This window comes from Bacillus sp. Nf3 (assembly GCF_003028545.1).
Lineage (GTDB): Bacteria > Bacillota > Bacilli > Bacillales > Bacillaceae > Bacillus > Bacillus safensis.
This window is the reverse complement of record NZ_PYUA01000007.1, coordinates 112,369-135,401: the sequence shown is the minus strand read 5'-3', so window position 1 is coordinate 135,401 and position 23,033 is coordinate 112,369. Positions and strand designations below refer to the sequence as shown.

The 23,033-nt window shown below is 41.9% G+C and carries 21 protein-coding genes; 12 read left to right on the top strand and 9 right to left on the bottom strand.

Going from position 1 to position 23,033, the window contains the following annotated elements:
* The 6 genes from C9414_RS16775 to C9414_RS16750 all read left to right on the top strand — a co-directional run.
* On the top strand, positions 1-710 hold a 710-nt coding region (locus C9414_RS16775), incomplete at its 5' end, for an exosporium glycoprotein BclB-related protein (protein WP_306460559.1).
* Between the two features lie 140 nt (positions 711-850).
* A complete protein-coding gene (locus C9414_RS16770) occupies positions 851-2,446 on the top strand; it encodes a sensor histidine kinase (RefSeq protein WP_047203195.1) in 1,596 nt (531 codons plus the stop codon).
* 3 nt (positions 2,447-2,449) lie between these two features.
* The gene (locus tag C9414_RS16765; RefSeq protein ID WP_025092679.1) at positions 2,450-3,145 is read left to right on the top strand and encodes a response regulator; all 696 of its coding nucleotides are present in this window, start codon (positions 2,450-2,452) and stop codon (positions 3,143-3,145) included.
* Positions 3,146-3,148: 3 nt separating this feature from the next.
* On the top strand, positions 3,149-4,126 hold the full coding sequence (locus tag C9414_RS16760) for a tripartite tricarboxylate transporter substrate-binding protein (protein ID WP_107164106.1): 978 nt from the start codon (positions 3,149-3,151) through the stop codon (positions 4,124-4,126).
* A gap of 346 nt (positions 4,127-4,472) precedes the next feature.
* On the top strand, positions 4,473-5,771 hold the full coding sequence (gene citM, locus C9414_RS16755) for an Mg(2+)/citrate complex secondary transporter CitM (RefSeq protein ID WP_034283666.1): 1,299 nt from the start codon (positions 4,473-4,475) through the stop codon (positions 5,769-5,771).
* A gap of 176 nt (positions 5,772-5,947) precedes the next feature.
* Positions 5,948-7,579 carry a M14 family metallopeptidase gene (locus tag C9414_RS16750; protein WP_107164105.1) on the top strand — a complete coding sequence of 544 codons (1,632 nt, stop codon included), beginning with the start codon at positions 5,948-5,950 and terminating at the stop codon, positions 7,577-7,579.
* 185 nt (positions 7,580-7,764) lie between these two features.
* Here C9414_RS16750 and C9414_RS16745 read toward each other — a convergent pair whose 3' ends face one another.
* The gene (locus tag C9414_RS16745; protein ID WP_008341777.1) at positions 7,765-8,250 is read right to left on the bottom strand and encodes a phenolic acid decarboxylase; all 486 of its coding nucleotides are present in this window, start codon (positions 8,248-8,250) and stop codon (positions 7,765-7,767) included.
* A 112-nt stretch (positions 8,251-8,362) separates the two neighbouring features.
* Here C9414_RS16745 and C9414_RS16740 point away from each other — a divergent pair, with 112 nt between their 5' ends.
* Complete coding sequence (locus tag C9414_RS16740) at positions 8,363-8,920, top strand: PadR family transcriptional regulator (RefSeq protein ID WP_107164104.1); 558 nt, start codon at positions 8,363-8,365, stop codon at positions 8,918-8,920.
* 104 nt (positions 8,921-9,024) lie between these two features.
* A complete protein-coding gene (locus tag C9414_RS16735) occupies positions 9,025-10,131 on the top strand; it encodes a nitric oxide synthase oxygenase (RefSeq protein ID WP_047203015.1) in 1,107 nt (368 codons plus the stop codon).
* A gap of 216 nt (positions 10,132-10,347) precedes the next feature.
* Here the strand turns inward: C9414_RS16735 and C9414_RS16730 are convergent, their stop codons facing one another.
* On the bottom strand, positions 10,348-10,620 hold the full coding sequence (locus C9414_RS16730) for an acylphosphatase (protein ID WP_107164103.1): 273 nt from the start codon (positions 10,618-10,620) through the stop codon (positions 10,348-10,350).
* A gap of 122 nt (positions 10,621-10,742) precedes the next feature.
* On the opposite strand from C9414_RS16730, the gene C9414_RS16725 reads away from it, so the two are divergent.
* Entirely contained in the window at positions 10,743-11,393 is a 651-nt protein-coding gene (locus tag C9414_RS16725) for an MOSC domain-containing protein (protein WP_107164102.1), read from the top strand.
* A 42-nt stretch (positions 11,394-11,435) separates the two neighbouring features.
* Here C9414_RS16725 and C9414_RS16720 read toward each other — a convergent pair whose 3' ends face one another.
* From C9414_RS16720 to map, 3 genes are all read right to left on the bottom strand, one after another.
* A complete protein-coding gene (locus C9414_RS16720) occupies positions 11,436-11,573 on the bottom strand; it encodes a YflJ family protein (RefSeq protein ID WP_064497716.1) in 138 nt (45 codons plus the stop codon).
* A gap of 134 nt (positions 11,574-11,707) precedes the next feature.
* Entirely contained in the window at positions 11,708-11,869 is a 162-nt protein-coding gene (locus C9414_RS20285) for a hypothetical protein (RefSeq protein ID WP_181286163.1), read from the bottom strand.
* 123 nt (positions 11,870-11,992) lie between these two features.
* On the bottom strand, positions 11,993-12,742 hold the full coding sequence (gene map / locus C9414_RS16715; protein ID WP_024424611.1) for a type I methionyl aminopeptidase: 750 nt from the start codon (positions 12,740-12,742) through the stop codon (positions 11,993-11,995).
* A gap of 189 nt (positions 12,743-12,931) precedes the next feature.
* Between map and nagE the strand changes: the two genes are divergently transcribed.
* On the top strand, positions 12,932-14,299 hold the full coding sequence (gene nagE / locus C9414_RS16710; protein WP_107164101.1) for an N-acetylglucosamine-specific PTS transporter subunit IIBC: 1,368 nt from the start codon (positions 12,932-12,934) through the stop codon (positions 14,297-14,299).
* An 18-nt stretch (positions 14,300-14,317) separates the two neighbouring features.
* Here nagE and C9414_RS16705 read toward each other — a convergent pair whose 3' ends face one another.
* Positions 14,318-15,076, bottom strand: a complete 759-nt coding sequence (locus tag C9414_RS16705; protein ID WP_107164100.1) for a DUF817 domain-containing protein — start codon at positions 15,074-15,076, stop codon at positions 14,318-14,320.
* A 578-nt stretch (positions 15,077-15,654) separates the two neighbouring features.
* On the bottom strand, positions 15,655-17,016 hold the full coding sequence (locus C9414_RS16695) for a DJ-1/PfpI family protein (protein ID WP_107164099.1): 1,362 nt from the start codon (positions 17,014-17,016) through the stop codon (positions 15,655-15,657).
* A gap of 538 nt (positions 17,017-17,554) precedes the next feature.
* On the opposite strand from C9414_RS16695, the gene C9414_RS16690 reads away from it, so the two are divergent.
* The gene (locus tag C9414_RS16690) at positions 17,555-18,058 is read left to right on the top strand and encodes a DoxX family protein (protein WP_024426621.1); all 504 of its coding nucleotides are present in this window, start codon (positions 17,555-17,557) and stop codon (positions 18,056-18,058) included.
* A 44-nt stretch (positions 18,059-18,102) separates the two neighbouring features.
* Here C9414_RS16690 and C9414_RS16685 read toward each other — a convergent pair whose 3' ends face one another.
* Together C9414_RS16685 and ltaS are read right to left on the bottom strand one after the other, a co-directional pair.
* Positions 18,103-18,690, bottom strand: a complete 588-nt coding sequence (locus tag C9414_RS16685; protein ID WP_107164098.1) for a YjgB family protein — start codon at positions 18,688-18,690, stop codon at positions 18,103-18,105.
* A 98-nt stretch (positions 18,691-18,788) separates the two neighbouring features.
* On the bottom strand, positions 18,789-20,774 hold the full coding sequence (ltaS, locus tag C9414_RS16680) for a lipoteichoic acid synthase (RefSeq protein WP_107164097.1): 1,986 nt from the start codon (positions 20,772-20,774) through the stop codon (positions 18,789-18,791).
* A 579-nt stretch (positions 20,775-21,353) separates the two neighbouring features.
* Here ltaS and C9414_RS16675 point away from each other — a divergent pair.
* Complete coding sequence (locus C9414_RS16675; protein WP_107164096.1) at positions 21,354-23,012, top strand: pyridoxal phosphate-dependent decarboxylase family protein; 1,659 nt, start codon at positions 21,354-21,356, stop codon at positions 23,010-23,012.
* Positions 23,013-23,033: the final 21 nt, after the last annotated feature.

The window sequence follows — 23,033 nt, the reverse complement described above, 5'->3', positions numbered from 1 at the left end:
GAGTCACAGGAGTAACAGGAGCGACCGGAGCCACTGGCGCCACAGGTTTAACAGGAGTAACCGGAGCAACAGGAGCAACGGGAGTAACCGGAGCCACTGGTGCTACAGGTTTAACAGGTGCAACAGGAGTAACCGGAGCCACCGGAGTCACAGGTACAGGAGCCACCGGCGCCACCGGTCCAACAGGTGTGACAGGATCGAGTGCGATCATTCCGTTTGCTTCAGGTTCACCTGCTGTCCTGACAACAATTGCAGGCGGTCTCGTAGGAACATCCAGCTTGATCGGATTCGGTAACTCAGCCACTGGTGTCAGTATCGTAGGTGGAATCATTGATTTAACAGGTGCTGCAGGAACTTTACTCAACATGGCGTTCTCAGTTCCAAGAGCTGGAACAATCACGTCATTTGCCGGCTATTTCAGCACAACAGCAGCTCTTTCTTTAGTTGGCACGAGTGTTACCGTAACGGCTAGTCTATTCGCTTCACCGACACCAAATAACAGTTTCACTCAAGTAGCGAGTGTCACATTAGCCCCAGCTTTAACTGGAGTTTTAACACTGGGTGCTATTTCAAACGGTATTGCAACTGGTCTAAATGTACCAGTTACACCAGAAACACGATTGCTTGTTGTATTCTCCGCATCAGCTACAGGTCTATCCTTAGTGAATACCGTAGCAGGCTATGCGAGTGCTGGTTTATCGATCACGTAATAGGCATACAGGGACGACTCGATTTTGAGTCGTCTTTTTTGTTTGAAAGAATTTTCTCTTAACTTAGTAAGAAAAAATGATATCATTTTCTTAGAGTCTATTCGGGTGAATCTACTGAATTAGGGGTTGTGGCGGTGAGGATGGGCAAAAGGAAAGTTACTTTACAAACGAAAATTTTGGGGTTAATTATCGGGCTTTTGCTTGTTGTCATTGCATTATTAACCATTTGTTTTGGTTTTCTGCAGACATCGGAAAGGCAGGGACAAGCTGAACAGCTGGCGGTGCAGACCGCTAGAACGATATCATATATGCCGCCCATTAAAGCATCGGTGGCCGTGTCAGCTTCCAAAAATGAAGAACAGGCAGTGCTTGAGCAAATGAAGGAGCAAGTAAGAGCACATGCCATCTTTATTACCAATCGAAAAGGAAAGGTTCTTGTTCATACGAATCATGAGGACGTAGGAAAAACCATCAGTGTATCGGAAGGAAGAAGTACCCTCTTATTTGGAGGAACTTCTATATCCACTGATGATTCTAATGGTGAAACCGTTGTCAGAGGCAGTGCGCCCATTATGAAAGAAACAGAAGGGCATGAAGAAATTATTGGGACAGTCACCGTTGAATTTTTAAAAAAGGAAATCGATCAAGCGACAGCTCATCAGCTATTGAAGCTTAGCTATATTGCCCTTCTTGTGCTCTTGCCTGGCATATTCGGTGCGATTTTTTTAACAAAGAGTATTCGCAAAGATACATTAGGGCTTGAGCCGCATGAAATTGCTTCGCTGTATCGAGAAAGAGAAGCGATGCTGCTCGCTATAAAAGAAGGAATCATTGCGTTTGACCAGAAAGGCGCGATTACGATGATGAATACATCAGCTGAACATATGCTGCGCGTCTCATCAGAACTGCCCCTTCATATTGATCAAGTCTTACCAAATGCCAAACTTCTTTTCTATTTAAAGGCAGAGACGATTGAACCTAACATCGAAACCGTCGTCAATGATAAAACCTATGTTTTAAATGTGAAAAAGGTAATGCAGGACAATCGAGTATTCGGAGGGATTGTGAGCTTTAGGGAGAAAACCGAACTGACGAAGCTGCTGGATACATTAACAGAGGTCAGCCAGTATTCAGAAGACCTGAGAGCACAAACGCACGAATTCTCAAATAAGCTGTATGCCATCTTAGGCCTGCTTGAGCTGAATCAAGTCGATGAAGCCATCGACTTGATTAAAGAAGAATATCATCTGCAAAACCGACAGCACGATTTACTCATGAAGCAGATTCGGTCTCCTAAAATACAAGCGATCTTACTTGGCAAGCTAGGGAAAGCATCTGAGAAGAAAGTCCATTTCCACATTGATGAAAATAGCTCACTAGAGCCGCTCCCAGCTCATTTAAGTCTATCTCACTTTATCACCATCATTGGCAATCTCGTAGATAATGCTTTTGAAGCTGTATTAAATAAGGAGAAGCGCGAGGTAGACCTATTCATCACAGATATTGGGTTTGATATTATCATAGAAGTGTCAGATTCAGGTGATGGAGTGAATGAAGAGGAACTGTCACAGATTTTCACAAGAGGCCATTCGTCAAAGGGAGAAGGACGAGGCTACGGGCTTGCGAATGTGAAAGAAGTATTGGACGAGCTTGGGGGCTGGATTGAAGTTGCGAACCAAAAAGAAGGCGGTGCCATCTTTACTGTATACATACCGAAAGGCACAAAGGGGGAATAGATGGTGATTAAGGTACTCATTGCGGAGGATGATTTTCGAATCGCTGCCATTCATGAATCTTATATACAAAAGATAGAAGGATTTAAAGTCGCCGGAAAGGCAAAGAGTGCAAAGGATATGTGGGAGGCGCTCCAAAGGGAACAAGTTGATCTCATCTTGCTTGATGTCTATATGCCTGATGAACTTGGCACAAACCTGCTGCCGCTTTTAAGAGAACGCTGTCCTGAAGTAGATGTGATCATTATCACGGCTGCAACGGAAACGACGCTTTTAAGAGATGCACTTCATTACGGAGTGGTTCATTATTTAATCAAACCGGTGACCGCACAAAAGTTTGCACAAGTCTTAACCGAATATAAAGAAAAGAAAGACATCATCAATTCAAAGGATGAAGTCAATCAAACGATGATCGATCTGTTTTTTGGGCAAATGCAGGAAGAGCCAAAACAAAGGGATGACAGAGATCTTCCCACGGGCATCAATTCACTGACCTTGGATAAAGTGAAAACATTGATGGCATCTGAAAATAGCGGAATTACAGCAGAAGAACTCGGGGAAAAGATGGGCGCATCACGTACAACTGCGAGACGCTACGTAGAGTATCTCGTGACAACAGGGGAATGCCGGGCAGAGCTTGCATACGGAATCATTGGTAGACCTGAACGGAAATATTATCCTGCCAAACAAGCGGAGTCATAAAAGATGAAAAAAGCAATATTTTTTGTTATCGTGCTCTGCCTTTGTATCACGCTCACCTTTAATGAAAAAAAGGCCGGAGATTCTTTCCTTCAGCAAAGCTCCTTATATATTGTGGTGTCGGGTGTACCAGAGGGGGGATTTGACCAAACGGCTCAGGTGATGAAATCAGTGCTTGAACAAGAGAAGCTGGTGAAACGGCCTGTGAACATTCTTTATCAAAGAGGCGGAACGGTGGATAAAGGATGGACCTACATGATGGAGCGAGAAGCCAACTATATCAGTTTAAATTCAAGCTTATTGTTAAGCCGTAACTTGCTTGGCAGCAGTAACGTGACGATGAATGATGTGACACCGCTGGCAATCCTTGCAGAAGAGTGGCAGGTCGTCGCAGTCCCAGTAGATTCTCCTTTTGCAAATGGGAAGGAGCTGTTACACGCACTAAAGAAAAAACCAGATTCCTTAAAAATTGGGTTTGCCCCTGACTTTGGAAATGATGATCAAATCTCATTCGCCCGGGCAGCAGAAATGGCAGGGATTGATCCATATCGCATTCAATTTCTGAAATTTGACAGTGCAGATGATTTATTTCAGGCGCTCATCGACCATGAGGTAGATGCAGCAACGACTACTATTACAGAGGTTCGTCATGATTATGAAAAAAAGAGGCTGAAGCTCGTAGCGACGACAACCAGCGAGCGCTTAGATGGATTTGAAGATGTGCCAACATGGAATGAGCAGGGCATTCCGCTCATCTTTTCCCATTGGCGCGGTGTGATGGGCCCAAAACAAATGAGTCAGCATGACATTCGTGAATGGGATCAGCTTCTTCAAAAAATGACGAAAACGAGGTCCTGGAAAAAGCAATTAAAGCAAAAGGGCTGGACAGGTCGTTATATGAACAGCAAAGAGGCAAAGATCTTTATGGAAGATCAATTAAGGCAATATGAGCAATTGATACAAGGAGAACAAGCGGTCGAGTGAGACCGCTTCCAGCGTGTAGACAAACCCTTGCATTCGCCCGCAGTCCTGCGTGCCGGTGCTCACCAATCTCACATTCGCTCCGCTCCAGTACTCGTCTTTCCTAGACTTCAAAGGTTTTCTATCACGCTGAAAAGAAGACAAAGGGCTAAAATAAACCCTTTGTTTTTTCATGGAATGAAAAAGGCCAATGTTTGAACAAAATGAACAAAAAGCATTTATCGACCGAAAAAGAATTAAAATTCATAATATTTACTTCAATTCTCACCTCAGATATGATGACAAAAAGGGTTGGAAATGGGATACCAACACATTAATGAAAGCGTATACAACATAAGGGGTGAACAATATGTTAGCAATCTTAGGATTTCTTATGATGATAGTATTTATGGTTTTGATTATGACGAAACGTATGTCTGTTTTAACGGCATTGGTATTAACACCGATTGCATTTGCTCTTATCGCAGGTTTTCATTTTACTGAAATTTCAGACATGATTGTCAAAGGCGTGCAGCAAGTCGCACCGACAGCGGTCATGATCATGTTTGCGATTTTGTACTTTGGCATTATGATTGATGCGGGTTTATTTGACCCAATGGTGGCGAAAATTTTAAAAATCGTTAAAGGCGATCCATTAAAAATCGTAGTCGGAACAGCTGTCCTGACGATGCTTGTTGCACTTGATGGTGACGGAACAACGACATATATGATTACAACAACAGCGATGCTTCCACTATTTACACTGCTTGGCATCCGACCAATTATTTTAGCCGGAATTGCCGGAGTTGGCATGGGAATTATGAATACAATTCCGTGGGGAGGAGCCACACCTAGAGCGGCGAGTGCACTTGGGGTCGATCCTTCACTTTTATTTGGCCCGATGATTCCAGTCATTGGTGCAGGGGTTCTCAGTATGATTATTGTTGCTTATTTTCTTGGAAAAGCCGAAAGAAAACGTCTTGGTGTCATTGAACTTGACCAGCCGATTCATGCAAATGAAATGGCAGCGGCACTGCAAGATGACATCAAACGACCGAAGCTTTGGTGGTTTAACCTGGCGCTAACTTTGTTATTGGTGCTGCTGCTTGTATCAGGTAAAGTCAGTTTAACTGTTCTATTTGTTCTTGCTTTCTGTGTGGCAATTATTGTGAACTATCCGAACTTGGACCAGCAGCGTGAGCGAATTGCGGCTCACTCCACAAACGTTTTAGCCATTGCCTCGATGATTTTTGCGGCAGGTGTTTTTACAGGTATTCTAACTGGAACGAAAATGGTTGATGAAATGGCGATTTCGATTGTATCTGCAATTCCAGAGCAGCTTGGCGGCTTTATTCCAGTCATTGTCGCATTAACAAGCGGGATCTTTACTTTCTTTATGCCGAATGATGCATACTTTTATGGCGTACTGCCGATCCTATCAGAAACAGCGGCAGCTTACGGTGTCGATAAAATTGAGATTGCCAGAGCCTCTATTATTGGTCAGCCGATTCATATGTTAAGTCCACTTGTTCCATCGACTCATTTACTTGTTGGACTTGTTGGCGTATCACTGGATCAGCATCAGAAATTTGGGATGAAATGGGCTGTGCTGGCGGTCGTCGCTATGACTGTCATGGCAGTTCTCATTGGGGCTATTTCCATCTGGTAAATAAAAAGTGTCTGCTGTGAGCAGACACTTTTTTTAGGTCATATTGCTGGGCAGGCTCCATTCATTTGCCCTAGACAAAGATATGCCTGTTCCTCCAAAAGATTTATTTTTGAAAAATACTGACACTTTTGCTGTTTTTTTCTTTATAATGCAAATCAACGAAGGGAGAGGATAGCATGTCCAAACGAAAAGGCACGATTCTTTTTGCTGCTGTATGCCTCATGGCAGGCAGTTTGTCGTTGGTGAGCCCAGCTTCAGCTCATGCAGAAACCCCTTATTACGGAAAGAATTATGAACAGCCGGCTTCAGTGAAAAAGCTATACCCTGAGCCTGACGAGACGTTTGATACCCCTGCCTTTCAGAAAAAAGAAGAAACATTTACGACACAAGAAGAGCTTCAAACTTTCTTACGAGACATTGTCCGCAAAAGTCCTTACGCCACGCAGAAACAGATTGGAACATCCATTGAAGGCAGGTCCATTTCGGCCCTGTACTTTACAAAGGATCGCTCGATTACTCCACTTTCAAAAAAGCCAACAATCTGGCTCCAAGCACAAATACACGGAAATGAACCAGCCTCTGGTGAATCTGCTCTCGTCATTGCAAAACGATTAGCAGGTGAAGAAGGAGAGCGTATACTCAATCATGTCAATATCATCATTGTCCCAAGAATCAATCCTGATGGTTCTTATGCGTTTGACCGCAGACTGGCAAACGGATTAGATGGAAACCGTGATCATATGACATTAGAATCTCCAGAATTGACAGCACTGCATCAAGAATTTAATCGGTATGCGCCAGAAGTGGTCATTGATGCCCATGAATACGATGTGGGTCAAAAGCAGTTTGAAGATATCGGTTCATCAGGCGCTCTCAAATATCATGATTTGCTTATTCTATCAGGGAAGAATCTAAACATTCCTGAAAACATCCGGCTGACATCAAATGAGTTATATGTTAACGGAGTTCGTGAAACGCTGACGAATAAAGGGTTTTCTAACGATTTGTATTATACAAACACAAGAGGAAAGGATGGCAAGATCGACATTTATGAAGGTGGAACGGATGCGCGAATTGGCCGAAATGCCTTTGCACTTTCGCCAGCCCTGTCATTTCTTGTAGAAAGCAGAGGGATTGGGATTGGGAGAGAGGATTTTGCCCGCCGCGTCGCTGCGCAAGTAGCCACCCATGAAAAAATCATTGAGACCACGGTGAAACATGCCAAGCAGGTGAAGCAGCAAATGGTGACGGAGCGGTTGAAGCTTGTGAAAAAAGGGCTTCATCCAAAAGATGACGATCAAGTCGTCATTCAAGATGCTTTCAAATCACCTGTTGATGACACGCTGGAAATGGTTGATATTGAGAAAGGACAGACCACCAATGTTCCTGTACGTTTTCATAGTGCGAGCGATGCTGTTCCTGTCTTAACAAGAGAACGGCCGACAGCTTACCTCATTCTTCCGGGGCATGAAGGAGTAGAAAGGAAACTCAGAACATTAGGGTTAAAAAGTGTCACATTGCCGGTTGGCATGAAGTTGCCGGTACAAGCCTACAAGGTGACAAAACGAGAGGAAAAGAGCAAATCAGATATTCAGCTTGAAACAAAACTCGTTGACAAGAAACGTCAGCTGCCAAAAGGAACAAAGGTATATGTCACGGCACAGCCGCAAACCAATTTGCTGTCACTTGCCCTTGAACCAGAATCAAAGGACAGCTATATGTCATCAGGGTTTATCGCTTCAAAAACAGGTGATGAACTGCCAGTCTATCGTTTCGTGCTTCCTCAAAATACGTTAGGCATTCAATAAAAAAGGACTAAAATGATTTTAGTCCTTTGTCTTCTTTTCAGCGTGATAGAAAACCTTTGCAGCCCTAGGAAGGACGAGTACCGGAGCGGAGCGAATTGTACATTCGTGAGCACCGGCACGCAGGACTGCGGGCGAATGCGAGGGTTTGTCTACACGCTGAAAGCGGCACTAGGCGTGCCGCTTTTTTATTTTCGTCCAGCTCTTATTTCATCTGTCATGCCTTCATATGGTGCTTCTGCGATAATGGTTTCGTCATTCACACCTGCATGATGGATATACGTAATGTCCGCAAATTCTGGGACAACATATTTCGGATAGGTTTCGTATTTTTCACGAGATTCTTTCATGAGATCGATGTAGTCATTTTGATAGCAGACGGTGATGTCTGGACGTTCATGCACCCATTTTGGGAAGAAGATGACGCCATGCATGCGTTTTTCTTCAGGCATAAAGTTTAGAGAGACGTCTGTCCCAGTTGGTTCTGTCCAAGAGACTTTGTATACGCCTTTTGTCAGCTTTACAATATTTACTTCCTGATCACGGACCCAACGTCCTCCAACCATTCCGCTATGAATGCGGTAATCAATGGTGTGATCGTTTTTAATGTAAATCTCATATTCCCAGCCATTTTCATACGTATAAATCATATGAAGTCCAACGAATTGATCCATGTTTATTCCTTCTTTCATTAGAATGATGTTTTTTCAAACATGTTGTGATTTACATGTTTATTTTAAAGTCTATGGTATACTATTGTCAAAGAATAAGCGTTGGAGGCACATCATGAGAGTACTAAAATATGCCATTCTTGGCTTGCTGGATCAGCATGAGCTGACAGGATACGATATTACGAAACATTTTAAGGACTCCCTTGGACAGTTTTGGAGTGCAAAGCACAGTCAGATTTACCCTGAGCTGAAGCGTCTTACAGAGGAAGGGTTTATTGAATTTGATATTCACATACAAGGAAAAAAGCTGGAGAAGAAGGTCTATCAAATTACAACGGCAGGAAAAGAAGAATTGCGTCAGTGGTTAAGAACAAAAGATCCGATTCCAGAAACAACAAAGGATGAATTCATGCTCAAAACATTTTTCATCTCCTCCATGGACAAAAAAGAAGCGGCTGACCTCTTTGCATATCAACTTTTAGAGCGCACCAAGAAAGTAGATGTGCTGGAACAAAAGCTGCACGCTTTGACAGAGGAAGACCCTTCTGCTGAATCACTGCATTCAGCGCAATTTGGGCATTACTTAGTGCTGACAAGGGCAATCGAAAGAGAAAAAGGCTATGTCCGCTGGCTCCAAAAGACCCTTATACGTATTGATTCATCTATGGTCTAAGGACAATGGTCGGATGATTTGATAAAAAATGGTTTGAAACGAGTGAATTTATCAATAGAAACCGCTACAATGGATATATTCGTATTAAAGTGAGGCGAGTATGTTTGAGTAATCAAGAAGCGTTGTGGAATGAAGCAGAAGCTTTTATTTCTGTATGCTATGAAGAATTAAATAAGTCAAATGAAGAGAAAGCAGCACGTCTGCATGAAATAAAAAAAGAAATTGAGTCTGAAGGTAGTTATACGCATACACTAGAGGAATTAGCTCACGGGGCGAAAATGGCATGGCGCAACAGTAACCGCTGCATTGGCCGTTTGTTTTGGTCGACCCTGCAAGTGCATGACTGCCGGCATGTAAAGACAGAGGATGAGGTGAAAGAGGCGCTCTTTCATCATATTGAGTATGCGACAAATGGCGGGAAAATCAAACCGTCTATTACGATCTTTCCCCCAGAGAGTCACAAGCAGAAGGAAGTCGTCATTTATAATCATCAGCTCGTTCGTTATGCAGGCTATGAGACGGAATATGGCATCATCGGCGACGAGGCATCTCTTGAATTAACAAAATTATGTGAAGCCCATGGCTGGAAAGGAGAGGGCACACATTTTGATATTCTGCCTCTCATGTTTCAGCTAAAAGGTCAGCCACCTGTTCTGTATGAGCTTCCGAAAGAAATCGTTCAAGAGGTAGAGATCACCCATCCTGAATATGATGGATTCCGTGATTTGGGACTAAAATGGTATGCGGTTCCGATTATTGCTGATATGAAATTAGAGATTGGCGGTATTCATTACAACGCTGCACCGTTCAACGGCTGGTATATGGGCACAGAAATTGGCGCACGCAACCTAGCGGATGAAAACCGCTATAATATGCTAAAAAAAGTTGCTTCTCTTTTAGGACTGGACACGACCAAGAATTCGTCCCTTTGGAAGGATAAAGCCATTGTCGAATTGAATGTGGCGGTTCTCCATTCTTATCGCGAAGCAGGGGTAACCATTGTCGATCACCATACAGCAGCACATCAATTCAAGCAGTTTGAAAAGCAGGAAGAGAAGGCTGACCGCAAGCTGACTGGGGACTGGACATGGCTGATTCCGCCAGTATCACCAGCTGCTACCCACATATTCCACAAGCATTACGACAATACGATTGTGAAACCAAACTATTTTTATCAGGACAAGCCCTATCACGGGACAGAAAAAGCCTAGCGAGAGCTAGGTTTTCAGCGTGTAGACAAACCCTCGCATTCGGTGTCAGGTCTGCGCTCCGGTGCTCACGAATGTCAAATTCGCTCCGCTCCGGTACTCGCCCTTCCTAGACTGCAAAGGTTTTCTATCATGCTGAAAGGAAGACAAAGGGCTAAAATAAAGATCATTTTAGCCCTTTGTCAACAATCTGAAAGCCTAGCGAGAGCTAGGCTTTTTTTATGACCGTATTCGAAAATCTTGATAATGAGCAAGCTCCGTGAGCGGCTCCATTTGCATGTCGGTGACTTTTGAAAAAGGACTTCCTTTCCGAACAGTTTCTAAGAACTCAATCACTTTCTGCTGCTCACCCTCTACCTTTAACTCGACATGCCCTTCATCTGTGTTGCGTACCCAGCCTTTCATTCCACGATTGACGGCTTCTCCCTGAACAAAATAACGAAAGCCGACTCCTTGCACACGTCCTTTTACAATGGCGTGATAATGAACCATGGTCATCTCTCCTTTTTTCACATCGTACCATAGCCTGCATCTGATCTTCACGCCTCGACTTTGATTTGTTTGTCAAACGATGTAAAATAAAAGCCAGTAGACAACCAAAGGAGATGGCCATCGTGGGACAGAAGAGATATGCCATAGAAGGAATCCAAGTGGGACAACCTATCATCACCTATGCGAACGGAAAAGAAATCAAAACAGCCATCAACAAAAAGCGCATTCATGAGCCTGTGTATTTAAGTCAGATCAATTTTGAGGGAGATGGCCAAGGTGATTTGGTTCATCATGGGGGCTATGATAAAGCCGTCTGCGTCTTTCCGTATGATCATTATGCTTACTTTGAGCAATTTTTAGGAATTCCTTTACAGGAAGCTGCCTTTGGCGAGAATGTAACAGTACGCAAGCTAGTCGAGACGAATGTGCATATTGGCGATGTGTTTCAGCTTGGAGATGCATTTGTTGAGGTGAGCCAGCCAAGACAGCCTTGTGTGAAATTATCTGTTAAGCATGGCAACATGAAGATTGTAAAGGAAGTGCAGAAAACAGGGTATACAGGCTTTTATTTACGTGTACTGAAAGAAGGCATGGTACCGCCTGATGCATCGCTTGTACTCGTAGAAAAAGCGCCCCATCAAATTACGGTCCATGAGGTCAATGAAGTCAAATATCGTCAAACAAGCCCGGAGAGACTGAAAGCCGTTCTTGAAGTAGAGGCTTTAGCAGATGTGGTGAGGAAGTCTTTAGAAAAACGAATTCAGCACATTTAAAAAAAGCCGTACATCAGCTTAAGATGTACGGCTTTTCAGCGCTTATGAGCTGCGTTTCTTTTGCTCAAGAAGATTTGCAAGGAAATATGTTTTTAAGCTTTGAAGCTTTCTTCCTTCATGCTTAGTCACACCAAGCTTCTTTAATTCTTCGACATACCAGCCTTTGCTACCATAATGCATGATAGAAAACTCCTTTCAATTGGAACTGCCTGCATTGTAACATCTCAAAAAAGGACGTGAAAAGCGTGCAGGTGTCATGAAATGAAAACTGATTCTATCTGCCTATGATCCATGTATATGCTGGAAATATTGATTTATGAATTTGGCGGGTTGAGGGTAACGATGATCATGCCGACCGTCATAATCATGATGATAACACCAAGATAGGTCATCATGGATTGTTTTTTCTTAATCCCTACAACCGTTAAAATAATACTTTCGATGAAAAAGATAACACCTATGATGATGAACCACATATCAAATAAGACCCCTTTCGCATATCTTTGCCTATTTTACCACAGGCATTTTTGTTTAGTCGTGACAGATTCGTGAAACGGGCATGAAAAAATCCCCTCCAGTAAAGGAAGGGATCCGCTGGCTTACAGCTTTGTTAAAATAATCGGTTCGTCTTTAGTGATCACAATGGTATGTTCAATCTGTGCGACTAGACTTTTATCTGGTGTTTTAAATGTCCAGCCATCATCAGCCTGATAAATCGATTCAGCATTTGTTGAAATGAAGGGCTCGAAGGCAATAACTGTGCCATTTTTAAACAAAGCATTATCGAATGGATCATAGTAGTTCAAAATATGGTTAGGTGCTTCATGCAGGTTTTTCCCAATGCCGTGTCCTGTCAGGTTTTTAATAACGGTAAACCCTTGTTCTTTTGCTGTATTGTAGACCGCACGGCCAATTTGGTTTTGTCTTTTACCGGCTTTTGCATGCTTTAATCCTTCTAGGAACGCATCCTCCGCACACTTACATAATGCTTCAAGACGAGCATCACCTGTACCTAAAACAAATGAAATGCCTGTATCGGAATAATATCCGTCAAGCTCTGCTGAGATATCAATGTTTACGAGGTCGCCCTCTTGTAAAATGGTTTTTTCACTAGGGATACCGTGTGCCACTTCATCGTTTACACTGATACAAGTGGTACCAGGGAAGTCATATTCCTTTTCAGGTGCTGAATTGGCACCGTGCTCTTCTAATATTTTTTTCCCAATCAAATCTAATTCTTTTGTAGACATGCCTGGTTTCGCTTGGCTTTTCATTTCTTCTCTTGCCAAAGCGACAATTCGGCCGACTTTTTTTAAGGCTTCTAACTCATGATCATGTTTGACAATCACTGTTCATTCCCGCTTTCTATAACTTCATTCTATTCAATAGCTTACCACATTTTACGCAAAAAGAGTAAAGAGCGGAATTCAAATGGATGTGGACAAATTGGTATAGATAACTAGACGTGCATATGATATATTTTTTATGAACATCATGAACGATTTAGTCATGATGATGACAAAGGGGGGAGAAGTCAGATGGTGTTTCAGTTTTTTCAAAAGCTAGGAAAATCATTTATGCTTCCAATCGCTGTACTTCCAGCAGCAGGGATTATTTTGGCCATTGGGCGTGAGGATGTATTCAATATCCCGTTTATTTATGAGGCAGGGAATGCAATTTTTGCGAACTTGGCTTTAATTTTTGCAATGGGTGTAGCGATTGGTATTTCAAAGGATGGGAATGGGGCAGCGGCATTATCAGGTGCGATTTCTTATTTTATTTTGTCAGCCGGTACAACATCGATCAACTCCACCAACAATATGGGGGTATTGGGCGGTATTTTGTGCGGGCTTTTGGCAGGTTATGTTTACAATAAATTTAAGGATACGAAGCTGCCGGAATACTTAGGTTTCTTTAGCGGAAGGCGGCTTGTGCCTATTATGACCGCACTTTTCACCATTCTATTAGCAGCCGTTTTCGGATATGTATGGCCGCCGATTCAAAGTGTGATCAATGATTTAGGGGAATGGATTTTAAGTCTTGGTGCAACAGGGGCAGGGCTGTTTGGTTTCTTTAACCGATTGCTCATTCCATTAGGACTTCACCATGTTTTGAATAACTTATTTTGGTTTCAATTCGGGGAATTCAGCGGGGCAACAGGGGATTTAGCGCGATTCTTTAAAGGAGATCCAAGCGCTGGTGTCTTTATGACAGGATTCTTCCCAGTGATGATGTTTGGTCTGCCAGCGGCATGTCTAGCCATGGTTGTGACTGCAAAACCTGAGAAGCGAAAAGCAACAGCTGGTCTGATGATTGGGATGGCACTTACATCATTTATTACAGGGATCACTGAACCAATTGAATTTTCTTTCATGTTTTTATCTCCACTTTTATATGGTGTCCATGCTATTTTAACAGGGCTTTCGCTTTTTATTGTGAACACCCTCGGGATTCATAGCGGCTTTGCCTTTTCAGCAGGGGCAATTGATTACGTCTTAAGCTTTGGCATTGCGCAAAAGCCGATCTTGCTTCTTGTAGTAGGAATCATTTATGGCGTTGTGTACTTTGTCGTTTTCTATTTCCTTATTAAACTATTAAAGCTGAAAACACCAGGCAGGGAAGATGATGACATGGAAGATATCGCAGCGGATGATGCGGTGACAACAGGAGGAGCAAGTATGCTCGTAGAGGGACTTGGGGGCAAAGACAATATCACCACGATTGATCATTGTGCCACACGTCTTCGCTTAACAGTAGAGGATACAAATTTATTAAATGAAGGTAAATTGAAAAAAGCAGGCGCCAAAGGGGTGCTGACTTCTGGAAAAACATCCGTACAAATTATTATTGGAACGAATGTAGAATTTGTCGCAGATGATCTCCGTAAGGAAGTCGATCGAGATTAAAAAAAGCGTTCAGCCAGGTCAAATGGGCTGAACGTTTTTTTGTTTACGCTGTTCGATCACTAGCACAATACTGATCACAACGAGTAAGAACCATGAACTAATTTTCCCTAGATGAACAATGGACCAAGCATGCTGCTGATTTGGATATTGCCATGCGCCTAAAAAGGTGGTGACATTTTCGGCAATCCAAATGAAAAAGCCAATCAGGAAAAATGAAACAACAAGCGGCATTCGAAAGGAAGATGGACCAACCTGAAACGAAACCGACGTTTTCCAAAACACAACAACAAGCAGACATGTCAGCCACCACCTGACATCATAAAGCCAGTGATGCGTAAAGAAATTGAGATAAATGCACAAACTGATACCAATTGAAAGAAATGGACGAGGCCAGTCGGTCACTTTTACATGAAGTCGTGAAAATGCCTGATAAATATAACTAGCCACACTTGCATACATAAAGCCGCTATAAAGTGGAACCCCGAATATTTTTGTATAAGCTGCTTCTGGGTAGGACCAAGAGCCCATATGTACTTTATACACTTCCAAACAGATTCCTATGAGATGAAATAGACAAATGACCTTTAGCTCCGTCCAAGTCTCCAGCCGCAGCGTGAGCATCAGGATTTGAGCTGCGAGGCAAAGCAGTAAAATGAAATCATACCGGTGAAGAAAAGGAATAGACACCGTCTTTGATAGGGCAAGTGCCGCAAAGATCATGACGGGGAATAGACATGAGATGGCCTGTAAATAAGCAAAATGAAATAGTGTTTTCATACAAAATTAAACCCCTTTTTACTGTCTGAAATGACTTAGACGGTTTTCGCAAGGGAAAAGTTTACCTCTATGAAGCAGAAAGAACAAGATAAGATGAATTCTGGTGGTGACCTGTTCAGTTTTGACTCAGCACAAAGAACACTCTCTTGATAGAGGGTGTTTTTATAAAGTTTAATCAAAAATACCTGATAAACCCTTATTTTACGATAAATTAGAAGAATCCATTTTGAAAAAAGTATGATCAAAATGGATTCTTCTCGAGCATATTTAAGTTTTGGTTTTATAAAAAAGTTTGATCATTTTCTACCTTTGATCTTAAATAATAGCGCCCTTTAATGGAATAACTAAAATATGGGCTTAGTCCTAAAATTACTCATAGCCTGTTGAACTATCGGTACTCGTTTGTTTAATAAGGAATTTAATTAAATTTATAGTAATCAACCATCATGGCGACTTTAAAAGCATTATCAATCTCATTTTTCCTTAAAAAATCCTAAATAGATTGTGCTTCTTCTTCCTAATCTGGTCCAAACATGTATAAATAATTCCAAACAGTGGTGTTTCTTTTACATCCTGTTTTATGCAGGAACAGTTTTTTTCCTTAAGAAGCGTCTTTCTACCAAATATACGATGAACATAGACAACAAGCCGACACCGATCGGTATGCCGAACGCTTCGTACGAAAATGGTGCTCCTTTAAGCTTAAGCTGGCTTGTGGCGCGGTACTCGAGCCGCTTGGCGGCGAATTTCGCCGTCAAGATATCTTCTTGCTTCGCCAAATCTTCAAACGCAGGTTCCATCGCGAACCGCTCTGGCGAATCACTGTGCAGGAAAAGCTGCTCAGCCTTTCCACCGTTCACGTTCCAGTTTCGGATATCGTCTGCAGCGCGCGTCTTCACGTCCGGTCCCACAAAAATCATTTTGTCGAGTTTTGGAGCATCCTCTATTTGATATCGGGCGATCAGATTCAGACCGTGCCGAGTAACAACCGGCTCGCGTTTGTTGGATATCGTCAATGTTGTTGTTGTTCCAGAAGCCCCGTACGTGTCAAAAGCCGAGGATAACATCAGCTCGTCGGCACCGTCATACAGCAGGACTCCGTTCTTTTCCTTGTTCCATTGAAACGCATTGTTCAAAATATAGACGATATCGCTCAATCCGGCCGTGAAAGGCTCCATTTGCGGATGCTGAACAAAATCGTAGGAAGGGTAATTCATTTCCTTCGCCACTTTCTCCGCTACAGGATCTCCCATTTGCTGGGATATAACATATAGTGTGGCATCAATCCCCGAAGTCAGGCCGGCCGAGGAGACTATGTTACCGTCATGCACGTAACGCTGATCCCTTTTCCAAGTAATCTCGGTATATTTCTTTTCCAATCTGCTGATATCTCCCCAATGTGTTGCTGCAGATTTCCTGTTCAGCAGGCCGGTATCCGCTAAATTTTCCGCCCCATTGCAGATGGACAACAATATCGTTTCCTTGCCGGAGTGCTTCCTTATCCAATCGCGGATGGGCTTGTATTGCGCTTCATCCAAAATCGGCATGAAAGGGATCACAATTATATCCGGGCTTTTGCCTGTCAATTTGTCCAACTCGTCGAAAGAGTAATGCGGTACGACATCAAGCCCGCCCGTCAACGATTTTATATTTTTGTTGGGAGCTGCCGCAAATACATTGTACGAACCCGTCATGGAGAACATTTCGTATGGTACGAGAAAATCAAACACCTCGGTTACTTCATTCGCCAAAATAACGACCACTGTTGGCTTTTTCGAATCATAGGTAGGAGTTTGGATGCTTTGTAGAGAAGCAGGAACTGGCTTATCATAAACCGACATAGCCTCCTGCATCGTACTCATGAAACCGATCGCTCCGGTTCCTCCAACAACCAGAACGAAAACGCATACATACACGATGAAACGCCATAATTTATTCAATTGTCTTCTCTCCCTTAATGTTCTCTAGTTAATTGTGACGTGTTACTTACTTTGATAATAAAGGGAGAAGGAAATTGATTAAACCCGCTCGAGGCTTATATTTTCTCTGACTACGGTCTTAGTAAAGGATTTTTTTCTCGAACAGCAGACGAAAGCTTATTTTAAAATATTAACTGACCGGACAGGTTGTTAGAGTATTACTTCTGGTTCTTTAAAGGTACACATCACTATTAACCAATACCTCATCCTTTCAACAATTTTCAACTTGGGTATATGCTATTTCCATTTAGTCAAATTCACAGAAGCTTTATCGTACTTTGACACAGCAGTTGAGTTGTTTGAAACACATGAAACACGTCACGCTCCAAAAGTTTATTTCAACAAGCTGCACACACTTTTGAGATTGGGAAAAATTAGATATTAATGAACAATTTGTGAACATATATGTGAAAAAGATCACAAATAAGATATAACATAGTATAATAAGATCATAAAGAAAATGTGAAATATTTCACATAATTTAAAAGGAGGCATCATCATGTTTACAAAATTCTTACAAACGAATGTATGGGCAGCCGTTATCCTTTTGGCAGCAAGACTTTATATCGGATGGACTTGGCTGACATCTGGTATTGGAAAACTAACAGGTGGATTTGATGCATCAGGCTATTTGCAATTTGCGATATCTGAACCTGTCGTCAAAGATGGTCATCTTGTGTATCCGTTCTATGTATGGTTTTTAGAAAATGTCGCTTTGCCGAATGCCGGATTATTCAGTGCTATGGTCATGTGGGGAGAAATCTTAGTAGGCCTAGGATTAATTGTCGGATTATTCACAACAACGGCAGCCTTTTTTGGAAGCGTGATGAATGTCTCTTTCTTACTAGCTGGAACCGTCTCTGTTAACCCGCTTCTTCTTCTGATCGCAGTCTTCATCATGGCAGCGAAAGGAAATGCCGGAAAACTTGGTCTTGATTATGTAGCAGGTCCAGTCCTCAAACGAAAACTGAAAAGAAAGCCGCAATTAGAAGTGGCATCATAATAAAAGAAAAGCATCCGGAGCATGTGCTCAGGATGCTTTTTTATTTAAGAATTGGCTTTTATCAAGTTGATATGCAGCACGGTGAGTTCATGCTGGCTAATATCTGGATCATGGCCTACAATAAATTCGAGTTCATAATCACCGGTTCGATACACATATTTTTTCTCTTTTGTTTGCGGGATGGTGCTCACTGAATCCGCTGATCCGAGCTGTTTCTTTAGTAGAGCAGGGGTCATTCCACCAATATTCGTTTCTTTTTCTACATTCGTTCCGAAATAACGGATTTCATCAATCTTGCCTTTTGCATCATAGTGAAAAGCAAATCCAGGATTCCCCATTTCAGCGTGATAGAGATCAAAGCTGCTTTGACCTGGTTCTGGGTATGGATTTCCGAGCTTATGATGAACGTCTTTTTTTGTTTGAACGCCTATTTTGAGCCCTTTTGCATAGTAAGGCATCTGCCCTTTATGTGCCAGCTCATAAATGCTGGTAAGCGCGGCTTTTGGACCTTGAGGAACGGATTGTTCTGCTGCTGGTTTGGTCATGGCGTGTGCTGAGACAGCAAAACTGAAACCGAATAGGGCAGACGAAGCAAGTGAGGCAGTCACGACAAAAGCTGCTGTTTTCTTCATGATAAATCCCTCCTTCTTCTCCTATACCCGGTGCAATCATGATCAAACGTAAAAAGAACCAGCTGATCAAGGATCGGCTGGTTCTTAGCATGAGAAAGTTATTTTGAAGAAGAGCTGGATTCATCTTTGGCGGAAGAGGAATCCTTTTCATCCTGTACTTTCTTTGTATAGTCATAGTCGTTGCGGTCAATCGGTGTAAAGCCTTTAGGTTTGTAGAAACGAAGTAAATCTTCGGTGACAATCTTATCAGATGTCTCCAGCATCTTTTTCACCGTTTCATTTTCTTGTGATGCCTTGTCAGTTGGCTCGATTTTCTCGCCTGTTTTGTTGCTGTAATAGTTATTGCCTACTTTCGTGTAGTCCTTAGACACGAAATCACCGTTTCTAAATGGCACAAGCTCTTTAAAGTTCTTCGATAAGATATCAGAACCAGACATTAAATAGTTCTTCGTATCATTGCCGAGCAGGTGCAGAAGGGTTGGTGCGACATCGACTTCACCAGAGTATTTATGAATCTGTCCGCCTTTTACGCCAGGTACATGGATAAAGAGCGGCACACGCATGAGCTGTGCATTTTCATAATCTCCAATTTTTTGTCCAGTCACTTTTTCCATCGCTTCATTATGGTTTTCAGAAATACCGTAATGATCTCCGTACATAATGACGACTGTATTGTCATAGAGACCTGACTTTTTCAAATCGTTGAAGAACTGTTCAATCGCTTCATCTAAATAATGAGCCGATTGGAAGTAGTTATCGACAACAGAGTCACCGAAGTCACCAGGTTCGAAATCAGTGTCACCTTCGTCCATTCCAAATGGGAAATGGTTCGATAAGGTAATGAATTTCGAATAAAACGGCTGCTTCATGTTTTTAAGCATTGGCATCGATTCTTTGAAGAACGGTTTGTCTTTCAGTCCGTAGTTCTTCGTATCTTGCTCGTTCATATCGTAGTATTCAGAATCGTAAAATCTGTCATACCCAAAGGATTTAAACATTTCATTACGGTTCCAGAAGGTTTTCGTATTGCCATGGAATTCTGCTGACGTATATTGATCCTTCTTCAAAATACCAGGGAGTGCTTGATATGTGTTTTGCGCTTTGTTAATAAAAACAGAGCCCTGTGATAATGGGAATAATCCAGTATCCATCATAAATTCAGCATCAGACGTTTTTCCCTGTCCTGTTTGATGGAAGAAATTATCAAAGTAAAACGTTTTGTTGTCGTGTGCCAATGAGTTAAGGAACGGCGTTACTTCTTTTCCATTCACTTTATAATCAATGACAAAGTTTTGCAGAGATTCAAGAGAAATTGTAATCACGTTCATGCCTTTCGCTTTCCCGTAATAAGCCGGGTTAGGATCAGCGCTGTTCGCTTTTAAATAATTCTCTACATCTGTCACATCATTTGAATTCGCGAGAGCACGCTGGCTGTTTGATTTCACATTTTGAATGGCATCAAACACAGTAAAGTTATAAGCACCTAAATATTTAACTAAATAATTGCGGTCGAACGATCTTGATAAAAGCTCTGGACGATCGATCTCTGCAGCAACTAAGTTCAAAACAAAGATCACAACAGAGGACACAAGGACGAGTCTAAACGATTTTGACTTTTGTACAGGTACAGTCGTGGCTGTACTTGTTTGCTGCTGCCTTTTCATGCGGACTGCAAGTACAATCAAAATGATTGTATCAATAAAGTAAAACACATCAGTCCAACGCATGAGTGAAAATGCACTATCACCTAATTGTCCGCCATTCGTTCCTGCCTGCATCACTGTAGGCAGCGTGATAAAGTCATTGAAGAATCGATAGTACACGATGTTTGCGTAAAGTAAAAAAGACATGAAAAAGTGAATCACAATGATAGCGGCAGGCTGCCATTTTTTCTTGAACAATAAAGCAAAGCCAAGAAAGAACAAGCTGGAGCTAATAGGATTCACGAAAAGCAAAATATGCTGAAGCACATTTGATATACCAAGTTTAAATTCGATTAAATACGCTGAATATGTTTTGAGCCATAGTAAGATGGCTGCAATCAGAAAGAAGCCGAGACCTCTTTTTTGAATAAATGTTTTCATATAAACACTCCTTTTCTCCGATACACGGAAGAGGCGGAACGAAAGAAAACGAACCATTAGAATATACCACGAAATGCACAAATAGAAAAGTCATAACCGGTGAGGCGCCTTTGCAAGCCTGTCCGAGCAATAAAAGGGGAGAAAATGAAAATATTCGACCGTCGAAAAACTTTTTATGAAAATTGACCCATTATTAACAGAAAATTCAGTAATTTTCCAGTTGCTATATCAATAAAACGGGTAAAAAGGCATAAGTCTAAAGAATTAATTTAGTTTCTACAATGGTAATTTAGAGAGTTTTTCCATTGTTTATTAATGTTTATGCAGGTTAAGCAAAAAAAATGAACAATGGAATGGAACAAGATGATGGATAAAAATTCCTCTCATACGATATATCAATATATTTTTGTGTTTCATCAACATAATGCTTTTAATGTGTTTTTTAAGGGTTTCATTTATTTTAATAAGTAAACAAATTATCTAGATATACTTAAGTGAACATATCGAGACTATAAACTTCTGAATTGGGGTCGATATAGACAGTGACAGGAAATCTTCCATTGAAAGGATTGATAGTATATGACTGTACGAGCAGAGAACCTCGTTCAGAACTGGTTTCCGAGTGAGGACGGAAATGCAGGAGAGCGTAAAGAACTCGTTAAATTGATGGAGCAGATCATTTCAGGGGTCGATGACCTGAAGGATCCCAACCGTGCACACCTTAAAGGTGAAAAGAATCGTGGGGAGGATTTTTACAAAAAGCTCACTGAAACAAGTCAAATTCCGATGAACGGCCAGCAAGCGGAACTTGTGAATGAAGAATTACTGAAGCTTTTACATAACCATCCATACCACACCAAGTATTTCTTCACGAACATTTTGCCAATGGCAAGTACACCAGGAATTTTAGGCATGCTGACAGCTATGCTGGTAAACGGAAACAACCTATGGGATGTTTATGGACCAGCAGGTGCGGAAGCTGAGGTCAGAGTGGTCTCAATGATGTCTAAGCTCATCGGATATGATCCAAACGTGAGCGGGGGATACACAACATGGGGAGGTCAAGGAGCGATTTTTTCAGGACTTCGTTTAGCGATTGCCAAAGCTGCGCCGGAGTCACTGCGAAAAGGAGTTCCGCAAAATCTTTATACGTTTTGTTCTGATGCCGCACATTACAGCTTATTTAAGTCAATGGAAGCAACAGGACTTGGCACAAACAACTTAATCAGAATTAAGACGAATAAAGATCATTCAATGGATATGGAAGATTTGCGTTGTCAAATGGAACGTGTTGCACAGGGTGGCGGGATTCCCGTTTATATTGTGGCAACAACCGGAACAACAGATGCCATTGCAATTGATGATGTAAAAGGGGTACGTGAAACAGCAGAAGCGATTGCTGAAAAGTATGATCTGAAGGTGCCGCATATTCATGCAGATTCGGCGCTGGGTGGATTCTTTGCTTTCTTTAATGAGTATGATGTATCAGAAAACCCGCTGCAATTCTCAGACGGTGTTCTTCGTATGCTAAAAGAAATCAAAGCGAAATTCCAGCATCTTTCTCTTGCAGACTCGATGTGCTTTGATTTTCAAAAGCTCGGCCAAACACCTTACACATCCAGTTTATTCTTAGTGAAAAACGCTGCTGACTTAAAGCGTTTGGATCTGGAAGAACAAGAGACTCCATATGTTGGCCATAGAGGCTACGGGGAATACCATACGGGTTATACACTAGAGTGCTCAAGAATGGGAAGCTCAATCAGCATGCTGAGTGTGCTGTTAACGTTTGGGATTGAAGGCTACCAGCGCTTGCTCGGTCAATTCTTAGAAGTAAACCTTGCCTTCAGAGAAGCACTTAGTAGGGAAATTCCGCAAGCAGAAGTCGTGAATGATGACAACGTCGGAATGGCTACATTATTTAGAATTTACCTAGACGGCTCACCGCGTTTTCAAGAAGAGATTTCTGGCGAAGCGACTTCAATGGAAATTGAGCGAAACAATGAATTGAACAAAATGCTGTTTGAAAAGCTTGGAGAGAAAAGAGACGAGATGTTCTTTGGCGATACAACGAAGTTTTTACTTGTTAACTCAAAAGAAGGTCAAGATTTCTATCTAAGTGTTAGTAAGTTTTTTGTCATCTCACCTTATACGTTACCAGAGCATATCCCTCATATCGTATCTTATTTAAAAGATGTGATTGCATCTGTTTGTGGACAATTTGAAAATGTACATGCTTAAACCAAATCTGAGAGTGGAGAT